Below are 14,218 nucleotides of genomic sequence, written 5' to 3'. Positions count from 1 at the left end.
CTCCGTAAAAACTTCGTTAATTCGCATGGTGATAATCACCTTTCTCAACGAATCCCAAGATTAGTCAAAATTTAAACTACCGCCTCTTTATACTCGGATTCACAGCACCTGCGGGTGGCAGTTCGCCGACCATTGCGATTTCCTTGAGATCCGAATTATGAAAATGACTTTGCCGTTTAAACCCCATGTGCTGGCGCTAATTTGCAGTGCCGGGCTTTGTGCCGCCTCTACCGGGCTATATATAAAAAGCCGCACAGTGGAAGCGCCTGTGGAACCGCAATCGACACAACTGGCTGCGCCTGACATCTCCGCAGTTACGCTTCCTGCAACGGTTTCCGTGCCTCCTGTAACACCTGCCGTCGTCAAATCCGCATTCAGCACTGCGCAAATAGATCAATGGGTTGCACCTGTCGCGCTATACCCCGACTCTCTGCTTTCACAAGTGTTAATGGCATCAACCTATCCGGCAAACGTTGCTCAAGCAGTGCAATGGTCGCACGATAATCCACTTAAACAAGGCGATGCTGCTATTCAGGCGGTATCTGACCAGCCCTGGGACGCCAGCGTCAAATCACTGGTGGCCTTTCCACAGTTGATGGCATTGATGGGCGAAAACCCGCAATGGGTGCAAAACCTGGGCGATGCTTTTCTGGCGCAGCCGCAGGAGGTGATGGACTCGGTACAGCGATTGCGGCAACTGGCGCAACAAACCGGCTCGCTGAAGTCATCAACTGAACAGAAAGTTATTACCACAACGAAGAAAGCTGTACCGGTAAAACAGACAGTCACGGCTCCCGTCATACCATCCAATACCGTTTCAACTGCCAACCCTGTCATTACAGAGCCTGCAACAACCGTCATTTCCATTGAACCCACCAATCCTGATGTGGTCTATATTCCCAACTACAAGCCAACCGTGGTTTACGGGAACTGGGCCAATACTGCGTATCCGCCGGTTTATCTGCCGCCGCCAGCCGGAGAACCGTTTGTTGACAGCTTTGTGCGCGGATTCGGCTATAGCATGGGCGTTGCTACCACGTACGCGCTATTCAGCAGCATCGACTGGGATGACGACGATCATGACCATCATCATCATGACGATGATGATTATCACCATCACGATGGCGGTCATCGTGATGGTAATGGCTGGCAACACAATGGCGACAACATCAATATCGACGTCAACAATTTCAACCGTATCACCGGTGAGCATCTTACTGATAAGAATATGGCATGGCGGCACAATCCAAACTACCGTAATGGTGTGCCCTATCATGATCAGGATATGGCAAAGCGGTTTCATCAAACCGATGTCAACGGCGGAATGAGCGCCACGCAGCTACCTGCTCCAACACGCGACAGCCAGCGTCAGGCGGCAGCAAGTCAGTTTCAGCAACGAACACACGCCACACCCGTCATTACGCGAGATACCCAACGTCAGGCAGCGGCACAGCGGTTTAATGAAGCTGAAAACTATGGGAGCTATGACGACTTCCGCGACTTCAGCCGTCGCCAACCACTGACCCAGCAACAAAAGGACGCCGCTCGTCAGCGTTATCAGTCGGCCTCTCCTGAGCAGCGCCAGGCAGTCCGCGAGAAAATGCAGACTAACCCGCAGATCCAGCAGCGAAGAGAGGCAGCGCGTGAGCGCATTCAGTCTGCAACTCCCGAACAGCGCCAGGTGTTTAAGGAAAAAGTACAGCAGCGCCCACTGAATCAACAGCAACGTGATAACGCCCGCCAGCGTGTTCAATCAGCATCACCTGAGCAACGTCAGGTTTTTCGGGAGAAAGTTCAGGAGAGCCGCCCGCAACGTCTAAACGACAGTAACCGTACTGCCAGGCTGAATAACGAGCAACGGTCAGCAGTACGCGAACGGCTGTCTGAACGTGGAGCAAGACGGCTGGAAAGGTAAATTACAGGCGTAAAAAAAGCGGCGTGGTTAGCCGCTTTTTTAATTGCCAGATGTCCCGGCAAACGAAAAATTACTTCTTCTTCGCTTTCGGGTTCGGCAGGTCGGTAATGCTACCTTCGAACACTTCTGCCGCCAGGCCCACAGACTCGTGCAGCGTCGGGTGCGCATGGATGGTCAGTGCGATGTCTTCAGCGTCACAACCCATTTCGATTGCCAGGCCGATTTCACCCAGCAGCTCGCCGCCGTTAGTACCGACAATCGCACCACCGATCACACGGTGAGATTCTTTGTCGAAAATCAGCTTGGTCATACCGTCTGCGCAGTCGGAAGCGATAGCACGACCAGAAGCAGCCCACGGGAAGGTGGCGGTTTCATAGCTGATGCCTTTCTCTTTCGCTTCTTTCTCGGTCAGACCAACCCATGCAACTTCTGGTTCGGTATAGGCGATGGACGGGATAACTTTCGGATCGAAGTAATGTTTTTTACCGGCGATAACTTCAGCGGCAACGTGACCTTCGTGAACACCTTTGTGTGCCAGCATCGGCTGACCGACGATATCGCCGATAGCAAAGATGTGCGGTACGTTGGTACGCAGCTGTTTGTCAACGCGGATGAAACCACGGTCGTCAACTTCCACGCCAGCTTTGCCTGCGTCGAGGTTTTTACCGTTCGGCACACGACCAATCGCTACCAGCACGGCGTCGTAACGCTGCGGTTCAGCGGGTGCTTTTTTGCCTTCCATCGTCACATAAATGCCGTCTTCTTTCGCTTCAACGGCGGTAACTTTGGTTTCCAGCATCAGGTTGAATTTCTTGCTGATACGCTTGGTGAAGACTTTAACGATGTCTTTGTCAGCTGCCGGGATAACCTGGTCGAACATTTCAACCACATCAATCTGTGAACCCAGCGCGTGGTATACGGTCCCCATTTCCAGACCGATGATACCGCCACCCATTACCAGCAGGCGTTCTGGTACTTCTTTCAGTTCCAGCGCGTCAGTGGAGTCCCAGATACGCGGATCTTCATGCGGAATAAACGGCAGTTGGATCGGGCGAGAACCCGCTGCAATGATCGCGTTGTCGAAGTTGATCACGGTTTTGCCGTTCTCACCTTCAACTTCCAGGGTGTTAGCCCCGGTGAATTTACCCAGACCGTTGACCACTTTGACTTTGCGGCCTTTTGCCATACCAGCCAGACCACCGGTCAGCTGATTGATCACTTTCTCTTTCCAGGTACGAATCTTGTCGATATCGGTTTTCGGTTCGCCGAAGACGATACCGTGTTCAGCCAGCGCTTTGGCTTCTTCGATAACTTTTGCTACGTGCAGCAGTGCTTTAGAAGGGATACAGCCGACGTTCAGGCAAACACCGCCAAGGGTGGCGTAACGTTCTACGATTACGGTTTCCAGACCTAAATCAGCGCAACGGAAGGCAGCGGAGTAACCTGCGGGGCCTGCCCCAAGTACCACGACCTGAGTTTTGATTTCAGTACTCATCATGACCTCTATATATTTATCTCCGGCGGTCATACCCGTCGTCTTTCAGGCCGCAGCGGCGTTAGCTTCACGCCCTCACCCCAGTCACTTACTTATGTAAGCTCCTGGGGATTCCGGCGCTTGCTACCTTGCTGCACCCAGAAATCCATAGGGTATGTGAAGTAATACCCTAACCACCACCGGGTCGTTCTATCCGTCGGTATTTTACAAAATTGTTAACAATTTTTAAACAACAAACGGCAACCGATTTGTCTATTCGCTAATAACCTCAATACATTCATGAGATTACCAGAAAAAAGCCGGCCGTTGGGCCGGCTCTTTTACTTACATCACCAGACGGCGAATGTCAGACAGCGTGTTGTTAATGATGGTAATGAAACGGGCACCATCAGCACCGTCGATCACGCGGTGGTCGAAGGAGAGAGAAATCGGCAGCATCAGACGCGGCACGAACTCTTTACCATTCCACACCGGCTCCATCGCGGACTTGGAAACGCCGAGGATAGCCACTTCCGGCGCGTTCACAATCGGCGCGAAGTGGGTAGTCCCCAGGCCGCCGATGCTGGAGATGGTGAAGCAACCGCCCTGCATTTCGCCCGCAGTCAGCTTACCGTCACGCGCTTTCTTAGAAATAGTCATCAGCTCGCGAGACAGCTCGATGATGCCTTTCTTGTTGACGTCTTTGAATACCGGAACAACCAGACCGTTCGGGGTATCCACCGCCACACCGATGTTGATGTATTTCTTCAGGGTCAGACGCTGACCGTCTTCCGACAACGAACTGTTGAAGCGAGGCATCTGCTCAAGAGCTGCAGCAACGGCTTTCATGATGAAGACAACTGGGGTTATCTTCACATCCAGCTTACGTTTCGCCGCTTCTTCGTTCTGCTGTTTACGGAACGCTTCCAGCTCGGTGATATCGGTTTTGTCGAAGTGGGTAACATGCGGGATCATCACCCAGTTACGGCTCAGGTTCGCACCAGAGATTTTCTGGATGCGGCCCAGTTCCACTTCTTCGATTTCACCAAACTTGCTGAAGTCTACCTTCGGCCACGGCAACATGCCCGGGATACCGCCGCCAGTCGCCGCCGGAGCCGCTTCTGCACGTTTGATAGCTTCTTTCACGTAAGCCTGAACGTCTTCGCGCAGGATACGACCTTTACGGCCAGTGCCCTTCACTTTCGCCAGGTTAACGCCAAATTCGCGTGCCAGACGGCGGATCAGCGGAGTCGCGTGAACGTAAGCGTCGTTTTCAGCAAATTCAGATTTGCCTTCGGCTTTCGCAGCCGGAGCTGCTGCTGGAGCTTCAGCTTTTGCTGCCGGAGCCGGCGCTGCCGCTTCCTGTTTCACAGGAGCTGCCGCAGGCGCTGCGCCTTCAACTTCGAAGATCATAATCAGCGAGCCAGTTTTCACTTTATCGCCAACGTTGACTTTCAGTTCCTTCACGACGCCTGCAAACGGAGCCGGAACTTCCATAGACGCTTTATCGCCTTCTACGGTGATCAGTGACTGTTCAGCGGCAACTTTGTCGCCCACTTTCACCATCACTTCGGTCACTTCAACTTCGTCACCGCCGATATCCGGAACGTTAACTTCTTTCACGCCAGCCGCTGGTGCAGGGGCCGCTGCCGGAGCCGCTTCCTGTTTAGCCGCCGGAGCTGCCGCGCCTGCTTCACCCGCGACTTCGAAGACCATAATCAGCGAGCCGGTAGACACTTTGTCACCCACGTTCACTTTGATCTCTTTCACGGTGCCAGCAAACGGAGCCGGAACTTCCATAGAAGCCTTGTCGCCTTCTACGGTGATCAGCGACTGTTCAGCTTCAACTTTATCGCCAACTTTCACCAGGATTTCGGTCACTTCAACTTCGTCGCTGCCGATATCCGGAACATTAACGTCTTTTGCCGCGGCAGCCGCTGGTGCTGCTGCCGGAGCGGCTTCTTTCTTCTCTTCTGCCTGAGCAGGTGCAGCGTCTGCTGCACCGTCGGCGGAATCGAAAATCATAATCAGTGCGCCGGTCTGGGTTTTATCGCCAACAGAGACTTTGATCTCTTTAACGATACCCGCCTGCGGAGACGGAACTTCCATAGAGGCTTTGTCGCCTTCTACGGTGATCAGCGACTGTTCGGCTTCAACTTTGTCGCCCACTTTGACCAGGATCTCGGTGATTTCAACTTCATCAGCCCCGATGTCCGGTACTTTGATTTCGATAGCCATTATTCTTTTACCTCTTACGCCAGACGCGGGTTAACTTTATCTGCATCGATGTTGAATTTGGCGATTGCGTCAGCAACCACTTTCTTATCGATTTCGCCACGTTTAGCCAGTTCGCCCAGCGCCGCAACCACGACATAAGAAGCATCAACTTCAAAGTGGTGACGCAGGTTCTCACGGCTGTCGGAACGACCGAAGCCATCAGTACCCAGTACGCGGTAGTCGTCAGCCGGTACGTAAGTACGGACCTGCTCAGCGAACAGTTTCATATAGTCGGTAGATGCCACTGCCGGAGCGTCGTTCATCACCTGAGCGATATACGGAACGCGCGGAGTTTCCAGCGGGTGCAGCATGTTCCAGCGTTCACAATCCTGACCATCACGCGCCAGTTCGGTGAAGGAAGTCACGCTATAAACGTCAGAACCTACGCCGTAATCTTTCGCCAGGATCTCTGCTGCTTCACGGACGTGACGCAGGATAGAACCGGAGCCCAGCAGCTGAACTTTACCTTTGCTACCTTCAATGGTTTCGAGTTTGTAGATACCTTTACGGATACCTTCCTCAGCACCTTCCGGCATTGCTGGCATGTGGTAGTTTTCGTTCAGCGTAGTGATGTAGTAGTAAACGTTCTCTTGTTTCTCACCGTACATACGCTCCAGACCGTCATGCATAATGACAGCAACTTCGTAAGCGTAAGCCGGGTCGTAAGAGATACAGTTCGGGATAGTCAGCGACTGAATGTGGCTGTGACCATCTTCGTGCTGCAGACCTTCGCCGTTCAGGGTGGTACGACCGGAAGTACCGCCGATCAGGAAGCCACGCGCTTGCTGGTCACCAGCCGCCCAGCACAGATCGCCGATACGCTGGAAGCCGAACATCGAGTAATAGATGTAGAACGGAATCATCGGCAGATTGTTGGTGCTGTAAGAGGTCGCCGCTGCCAGCCAGGAACACCCAGCGCCCAGCTCGTTGATCCCTTCCTGCAGAATCTGACCTTTCTCGTCTTCTTTATAGTAAGCAACCTGCTCGCGGTCCTGCGGGGTGTACTGCTGACCGTTCGGGCTGTAAATACCAATCTGACGGAACAGACCTTCCATACCGAAAGTACGCGCTTCGTCGGCGATGATCGGTACCAGACGATCTTTGATCGACTTGTTCTTCAGCATTACGTTCAGGGCACGAACGAAAGCGATAGTGGTAGAGATCTCTTTGCTCTGCTCTTCCAGCAGCGCGCCGAAGTCTTGCAGGCTCGGCAGCTCAAGCTTCTCGGTGAAGTTCGGCTGACGGCTTGGCAGATAACCGTGCAGTTTCTGACGCTGAGCGTGCAGATAGGTATGCTCTTCAGAACCTTCCGGGAAGGTGATGTACGGCAATTTTTCGATATCGGCATCAGACACCGGCACATTGAAACGGTCGCGGATGTGACGCACGCCGTCCATGTTCATTTTCTTAACCTGGTGCGCGATGTTTTTACCTTCAGCCGCGTCGCCCATGCCGTAACCTTTAATGGTATGAGCAAGGATTACCGTCGCTTTGCCTTTGGTTTCCTGCGCTTTCTTAAATGCAGCGTAGATTTTCTTCGGATCGTGACCACCACGGTTCAGTGCCCAGATCTGTTCGTCAGTCCAGTCTGCAACCAGTGCTGCGGTTTCAGGATATTTACCGAAGAAGTGTTCACGAACGTACGCACCATCTTTCGATTTGAAGGTCTGGTAGTCGCCGTCAACGGTTTCGTTCATCAGCTGGATCAGTTTACCGCTGGTATCTTTACGCAGCAGTTCATCCCAACGGCTACCCCACATCACTTTGATCACGTTCCAGCCAGCACCTTCGAAGATGCCTTCCAGTTCGTTGATGATCTTGCCGTTACCGGTGACCGGGCCGTCAAGACGCTGCAGGTTACAGTTGATAACGAAAACCAGGTTATCCAGTTTTTCACGGGTAGCGATGGTGATCGCACCTTTGGATTCCGGTTCGTCCATTTCACCGTCGCCGAGGAACGCGTAAACGGTTTGTTTAGAGGTATCTTTCAGGCCACGGTGTTCCAGATATTTCAGGAATTTAGCCTGGTAAATAGCACCAATCGGCCCCAGACCCATAGATACGGTCGGGAACTGCCAGAATTCCGGCATCAGTTTCGGGTGCGGATAGGAAGAGAGGCCATTGCCGTGAACTTCCTGACGGAAGTTATCCAGCTGCTCCTGAGTCAGACGACCTTCCAGGAAAGCACGAGCGTAAACACCCGGGGAGATGTGGCCCTGGAAGTAAACCAGGTCGCCGCCATCCTGCTCGTTGCGTGCACGGAAGAAGTGGTTAAAGCACACATCATAAATGGTTGCGGAAGACTGGAAGGACGCCATGTGGCCGCCCAGTTCGAGGTCTTTTTTCGACGCACGCAGCACCGTCATGATGGCGTTCCAGCGGATAGCTGAACGAATACGGCGTTCCAGTTCCAGATTACCCGGATACTCCGGTTGTTCTTCAACGGGGATGGTGTTGATGTAGTTGCTGATACCGGTGCCTGCGGCTACGTTGACACCGCCTTTGCGGGCTTCAGCAAGCAGTTGGTCGATCAGATACTGAGCACGCTCAACACCTTCTTCACGGATGACCGATTCGATCGCCTGGAGCCAGTCGCGAGTTTCGATCGGATCCACGTCATTTGGGAAACGTTCTGACATGGGTTATTCCTTATCTATCTAATAACGTTGAGTTTTCTGGAACCTGTCCCATTGAACTCTCGCCGGAAAGCTCAATAAGACAGGTTCTACGTTTAGTTGCCGCGCTTTTATATGCGCTTGATTTACAACATCTTCTGGATAATTTTTACCAGAAAAATCACTAATTCTTTCGTTGCTCCAGACGACGTAGAGAACGCTCACGGCGGCTCTCTTCACGGCTTCTGTCGAGCAAAATTTCTTCGATAAAGGCCAGATGGCGATGCGATGCTTCGCGCGCTTCTTCCGGCTTACCGGCCATAATCGCTTCAAATATGCGGGTGCGGTGACTACTCACCAGCGGCAGCATCTCGCGACGCGAATAGAGCAATTCGAAGTTCTGGCGGACATTCTGGGCCAACATCGGCTCCATACACCTTAGCAGATGAAGCAGAACCACATTGTGGGCCGCTTCGGTGACGGCAATCTGATACTGGAGTACGGCATTTGATTCCGCGTCCAGATCGCCAGACTGCTGCGCCAGCTCTATGGCGTGGTGGAGTTCACGGATGCGTTCCTTGTCTTCATCGGTACTACGCAGCGCGGCGTAATAAGCGGCGATACCTTCCAGGGCGTGTCGTGTTTCGAGCAAGTCATACTGTGATTCAGGATGGTCGGAGAGCAGCTCCACCAGCGGATCGCTGAAGCTTTGCCATAGGCTGCTCTGGACAAAAGTGCCGCCACCCTGGCGACGAAGCAACAAGCCCTTCGCTTCGAGACGTTGAATCGCCTCACGCAATGAGGGACGGGAGACGTCAAACTGTTTTGCCAGTTCGCGTTCCGGTGGGAGTTTTTCGCCCGGGCGGAGAGTGCCTTCGAGGATCAAAAACTCCAGTTGCTGCTCAATCACATCGGAGAGTTTTGGTTGGCGGATTTTGCTGTAGGCCATGAGTTCCTGTCTTAAGCCACTTGCCGAAGTCAATTGGTCTTACCAATTTCATGTCTGTGACGCTAAAGTAACAAAGTATTCACCTTATGTCCATACAGGTTTTGATTGAAATCATGAAACTGTGCACATTTTAACAACTTGACATATATAACGTTTCAAAGTTGTAACTATGCACAAATGTAGACTTTACGTAAGAAAGGGATTTTTTAACGATTATTAAACTATAAAAATCCGAATTGAACCGATTCACTTACCAATTTATCGATTTTTAATTCAAAAATAATGAATTTATATTCATTTTGTATGTTGAGGGGATTTGAGGCTGACCTTTACAAACGGTTCCTTTTTAAGCAACTCATCTTCAACCATGCATAAAGCGGGTGCATTCGCTGCCGTATACCATTATTCTTTATCTGACGGAAGTCCTTTTGTAACAATTCAAACGTCTTTGATGTAAACAAATTAATACAAAAAACGGAATTGCAAACTTACACACGCATCACTGCGTAGATCAAAAAAACAATCACCGCACGAGGTTTCATAATGGAAGGTCAACAGCACGGCGAGCAGCTAAAGCGCGGCCTTAAAAACCGCCATATTCAGCTTATCGCGCTGGGTGGCGCGATAGGGACAGGGCTATTCCTGGGTAGCGCCTCCGTAATACAGTCCGCAGGGCCAGGGATTATCCTGGGTTACGCCATTGCTGGTTTTATCGCCTTTCTGATCATGCGTCAGCTAGGTGAAATGGTGGTCGAAGAACCTGTCGCAGGCTCCTTTAGCCACTTTGCTTATAAATACTGGGGCAGTTTTGCCGGTTTCGCCTCTGGCTGGAACTACTGGGTACTGTACGTTTTAGTTGCCATGGCAGAGCTGACTGCCGTGGGTAAATACATTCAGTTCTGGTATCCGGAAATCCCAACCTGGGTTTCTGCCGCCGTGTTCTTTGTGGTGATCAACGCCATCAACCTGACAAACGTAAAAGTGTTTGGCGAGATGGAGTTCTGGTTTGCCATTATCAAAGTTATCGCGGTGGTAGCGATGATCATCTTCGGTGCCTGGCTGCTATTCAGCGGCAACGGCGGCCCGCAGGCGAGCGTTAGCAACCTGTGGGATCAGGGTGGTTTCCTGCCACACGGCTTCACCGGTCTGGTGATGATGATGGCGATTATCATGTTCTCTTTCGGTGGTCTGGAACTGGTGGGGATCACCGCAGCAGAAGCTGATAACCCGGAGCAAAGTATCCCGAAAGCAACTAACCAGGTTATCTACCGCATCCTGATTTTCTATATTGGTTCGTTAGCCGTTCTGCTCTCACTAATGCCGTGGACCCGCGTTACCGCCGATACCAGTCCGTTTGTGCTGATCTTCCACGAGTTAGGCGATACCTTTGTAGCGAATGCGCTGAATATCGTGGTACTGACTGCTGCGCTCTCCGTGTACAACAGCTGCGTATATTGCAACAGCCGTATGCTGTTCGGTCTGGCACAACAAGGGAACGCGCCAAAAGCGCTGGCGTCTGTCGATAAACGCGGCGTACCGGTTAACACTATTCTGGTGTCTGCGCTGGTTACGGCATTGTGCGTACTGATTAACTACCTTGCCCCAGAGTCCGCTTTCGGACTGTTAATGGCGCTGGTGGTATCTGCACTGGTCATCAACTGGGCGATGATCAGTCTGGCGCATATGAAATTCCGTCGTGCCAAGCAGGAACAAGGCGTGGTAACTCGCTTCCCTGCTCTGCTTTATCCGCTGGGTAACTGGATCTGCCTGCTGTTTATGGCGGCGGTACTGGTGATTATGCTGATGACCCCAGGAATGGCGATTTCGGTATACCTGATCCCGGTATGGCTGATCGTGTTAGGTATCGGCTATCTGTTTAAAGAGAAAACCGCCAAAGCCGTAAAAGCGCATTAATCTCTCTACGCCCTCACCCGTGCAGGGTGAGGGCAATAATCTTTACACCAACGCCCCGTAAATCGTCAGTAGCGCAATTACCACCACGACCACGAACGAGGTTTTCTTCGCCATTGAAACCGCTGCCTTTGGCGTCTCCACCTTATCGACATGCGGTTCACGCGCCAGAGAGAACTGTGCCAGACGCGTTAATACCTGATATTGCGAAGTATGGAAATCACCCAGCGAAGCAAACCAGGCCGGTAACGCTTTCTCACCATGACCGATCAAGGCATATACCACACCCGCAAGACGAACCGGCACCCAATCCAGTACATGAAGCACGGCATCAATGCCGGACTGTAAACGATGATGCGGCGTCTGGTATCGCGCCAGCCAGTATTGCCATGCACGCAAAAACGCATACCCCATCAGCGTAACGGGTCCCCAGGTTCCCCCCACAATCAGCCAGAACAGCGGAGCAAGATAAAAACGAAAGTTAATCCACAGCAATGCATTTTGCAGCTCACGCAAATACTCACGTTCATCGCAGCCTGCCGGGACGCCGTGAATCATGGTGAGTTCGCCAGCCATCGTGGCACGGGCATGGCTATCATTACGTGAAGCAGCTGTCAGATAAGCATGATAATGAAGACGAACTTTACCTGCGCCAATACACAGCAAACCAATCAGCAGCCACACCAGCAGCGTGGGAACGTTGAACAATACTCCCTGCAATGCGCGTAACAGTAAAAAAGTCACGCCCATCGCAATAATGGTCATGCCTAATGTGCGCCCGAGAGAAAAATGTTTCACCCGCCGAAAGAACGCTTCAAGACGATGATCAATCTGCCAGTGCTCGCCCAACTTAAACAGGCGCTCGAAAATTAACACCAGTAAGGTTGTAAATAGCGTCATGTTGTCTCCTTGCTGACCAGTGCACGAAACCGTGCCCAATCAAATGCAGGACCGGGATCGGTTTTCCGATCCGGCGCAATATCACAATGGCCCGTCATGTTATTAGCGATATCTGGATAGCGATCAATCAGTGCCCGCGTAACCGCCACAAGCTGTTGATACTGCGCATCGGTATACGCCAGCGTATCGGTGCCTTCCAGCTCAATCCCAATAGAAAAATCATTGCAGCGTTCGCGCCCCTGATACTGAGAGACTCCGGCATGCCAGGCACGTTTATCGAAAGGAACATACTGGACTATTTCACCATCGCGGCGAATCAAACAGTGAGCGGAGACGCGCAAATGGGCGATCTCAGCAAAGAAAGGATGCGCCTGCGGATCAATAGTTCCAGTGAATAATGCGTCGATCCACGGACCTCCAAACTCGCCTGGCGGCAGGCTAATATTGTGCACCACCAGCAGGGTGGGTGTTTCGTCATCCGGGCGGCAATCGTAATGTGGTGAGGGAACGCGGCGCGCGCCAACCAGCCACCCCTGTTCTAACAACATGCAGGATCTCCTTATATGTGGTGCTAATACCCGGTTCAGAGTAGCATGTTTCTACCTTATGATTCGTTAGCTATCTGGAGTTTTAACATGCCGCCTCGCCGCTATAACCCTGACACCCGACGTGACGAGCTGCTGGAACGCATTAATCTCGATATCCCCGGCGCGGTGGCCCAGGCGCTGCGGGAAGATTTAGGCGGAACAGTCGATGCCAACAATGACATTACGGCAAAACTTTTACCGGAAAACTCTCGCTCTCATGCCACAGTGATCACACGCGAGAATGGCGTATTTTGCGGCAAACGCTGGGTTGAAGAGGTGTTTATTCAACTGGCAGGCGACGATGTCACCATAATCTGGCATGTGGATGACGGCGATGTCATCAACGCCAATGAACCCTTGTTCGAACTTGAAGGCCCATCCCGCGTGCTGTTAACGGGCGAACGCACTGCACTTAATTTTGTGCAAACCCTTTCAGGGGTTGCCAGTAAGGTACGCCACTATGTCGAATTACTGGAGGGCACCAACACGCAGTTGTTGGATACGCGCAAAACCTTACCCGGCCTGCGTTCAGCTCTGAAATACGCGGTACTTTGCGGCGGCGGAGCGAATCACCGCCTGGGGCTTTCTGATGCCTTCCTGATCAAAGAAAACCATATTATTGCCTCCGGCTCAGTGCGCCAGGCGGTCGAAAAAGCGTCCTGGCTGCACCCAGATGCGCCAGTAGAAGTCGAAGTAGAGAATCTGGAAGAACTTGATGAAGCCCTGAAAGCAGGTGCCGATATCATCATGCTGGATAACTTCGAAACAGAACAGATGCGCGAAGCCGTCAAACGCACCAACGGCAAGGCGCTACTGGAAGTGTCTGGCAACGTCACTGACAAAACACTGCGCGAATTTGCCGAAACGGGCGTGGACTTTATCTCCGTCGGTGCGCTAACTAAACACGTACAGGCACTCGACCTTTCAATGCGTTTTCGCTGATTGCTGACAGATTTATCCGCTCCATCGCGGGCGGATAATCTCCCCTTTCCCAACTTTCTTCGTAACGCCTCGCAAATTTCTTGTCTTTCGCTGCAACGTAATAAAAAACTCCGGAAGCTGCTTTCCCGTTTCGTTTTTTGCCCCTCGCTTGTGCTGATGGCGTTTGCCAAAGTAGCGCCAACCAAATCAAGGAGCGAAACAAATGGACAAGCAACGCGGTTTTACACTTATCGAACTGATGGTGGTTATTGGCATCATTGCCATTTTAAGCGCCATTGGTATTCCCGCTTATCAAAACTACCTGCGCAAAGCCGCACTCACCGACATGCTACAAACCTTTGTGCCTTACCGTACCGCCGTAGAGTTGTGCGCGCTGGAACATGGTGGATTAGATACCTGCGACGGTGGCAGCAATGGCATTCCCTCGCCTACCACCACCCGCTATGTTTCAGCCATGAGTGTGGCAAAGGGCGTGGTGTCGCTGACCGGGCAAGAAAGTCTCAATGGGCTAAGCGTCGTCATGACACCGGGTTGGGATAACGCAAACGGCGTCACCGGCTGGACGCGCAACTGCAATATTCAAAGTGACAGCGCATTGCAGCAAGCCTGCGAAGATGTCTTTCGCTTTGATGACGCCAACTAAGGAGC

General features: G+C 52.1%; 10 protein-coding genes. 4 read left to right on the top strand and 6 right to left on the bottom strand.

Annotated elements, in window-relative coordinates:
• The first annotated feature begins 157 nt into the window (after positions 1–157).
• The gene (locus ACJHWT_RS08825; protein WP_000784457.1) at positions 158–1,915 is read left to right on the top strand and encodes a DUF3300 domain-containing protein; all 1,758 of its coding nucleotides are present in this window, start codon (positions 158–160) and stop codon (positions 1,913–1,915) included.
• 70 nt (positions 1,916–1,985) lie between these two features.
• Here the strand turns inward: ACJHWT_RS08825 and lpdA are convergent, their stop codons facing one another.
• The 4 genes from lpdA to pdhR form a co-directional block, all read right to left on the bottom strand.
• A complete protein-coding gene (gene lpdA / locus ACJHWT_RS08820) occupies positions 1,986–3,410 on the bottom strand; it encodes a dihydrolipoyl dehydrogenase (protein WP_001695428.1) in 1,425 nt (474 codons plus the stop codon).
• Between the two features lie 324 nt (positions 3,411–3,734).
• A complete protein-coding gene (gene aceF / locus ACJHWT_RS08815; RefSeq protein WP_000963527.1) occupies positions 3,735–5,627 on the bottom strand; it encodes a pyruvate dehydrogenase complex dihydrolipoyllysine-residue acetyltransferase in 1,893 nt (630 codons plus the stop codon).
• Between the two features lie 14 nt (positions 5,628–5,641).
• Complete coding sequence (gene aceE, locus ACJHWT_RS08810; RefSeq protein WP_000003820.1) at positions 5,642–8,305, bottom strand: pyruvate dehydrogenase (acetyl-transferring), homodimeric type; 2,664 nt, start codon at positions 8,303–8,305, stop codon at positions 5,642–5,644.
• 160 nt (positions 8,306–8,465) lie between these two features.
• Positions 8,466–9,230, bottom strand: coding sequence for a pyruvate dehydrogenase complex transcriptional repressor PdhR (pdhR, locus tag ACJHWT_RS08805; protein ID WP_000331776.1), 765 nt, complete (start codon positions 9,228–9,230; stop codon positions 8,466–8,468).
• A gap of 543 nt (positions 9,231–9,773) precedes the next feature.
• On the opposite strand from pdhR, the gene aroP reads away from it, so the two are divergent.
• A complete protein-coding gene (gene aroP / locus ACJHWT_RS08800) occupies positions 9,774–11,144 on the top strand; it encodes an aromatic amino acid transporter AroP (protein WP_000399017.1) in 1,371 nt (456 codons plus the stop codon).
• Positions 11,145–11,186: 42 nt separating this feature from the next.
• Here the strand turns inward: aroP and ampE are convergent, their stop codons facing one another.
• Together ampE and ampD are read right to left on the bottom strand one after the other, a co-directional pair.
• The gene (ampE, locus tag ACJHWT_RS08795; RefSeq protein WP_000171975.1) at positions 11,187–12,041 is read right to left on the bottom strand and encodes a beta-lactamase regulator AmpE; all 855 of its coding nucleotides are present in this window, start codon (positions 12,039–12,041) and stop codon (positions 11,187–11,189) included.
• Positions 12,038–12,589 carry a 1,6-anhydro-N-acetylmuramyl-L-alanine amidase AmpD gene (gene ampD / locus ACJHWT_RS08790; protein WP_000923730.1) on the bottom strand — a complete coding sequence of 184 codons (552 nt, stop codon included), beginning with the start codon at positions 12,587–12,589 and terminating at the stop codon, positions 12,038–12,040. Before ampD ends, ampE begins: the two co-directional genes overlap by 4 nt.
• A gap of 87 nt (positions 12,590–12,676) precedes the next feature.
• Between ampD and nadC the strand changes: the two genes are divergently transcribed.
• Both nadC and ppdD read left to right on the top strand, forming a co-directional pair.
• A complete protein-coding gene (nadC, locus tag ACJHWT_RS08785) occupies positions 12,677–13,570 on the top strand; it encodes a carboxylating nicotinate-nucleotide diphosphorylase (RefSeq protein WP_001135153.1) in 894 nt (297 codons plus the stop codon).
• Positions 13,571–13,772: 202 nt separating this feature from the next.
• Positions 13,773–14,213: a prepilin peptidase-dependent pilin gene (gene ppdD / locus ACJHWT_RS08780; protein ID WP_000360904.1), complete on the top strand. Its 441-nt coding sequence runs from the start codon at positions 13,773–13,775 to the stop codon at positions 14,211–14,213.
• The last annotated feature ends 5 nt before the right edge of the window (positions 14,214–14,218 follow it).

Origin of the sequence: Escherichia sp. WS338, from assembly GCF_046486405.1 — a bacterium.
Lineage (GTDB): Bacteria > Pseudomonadota > Gammaproteobacteria > Enterobacterales > Enterobacteriaceae > Escherichia > Escherichia coli.
The sequence above is the reverse complement of the archived record's forward strand: the minus strand, read 5'-3'. Positions and strand labels throughout refer to the sequence as shown.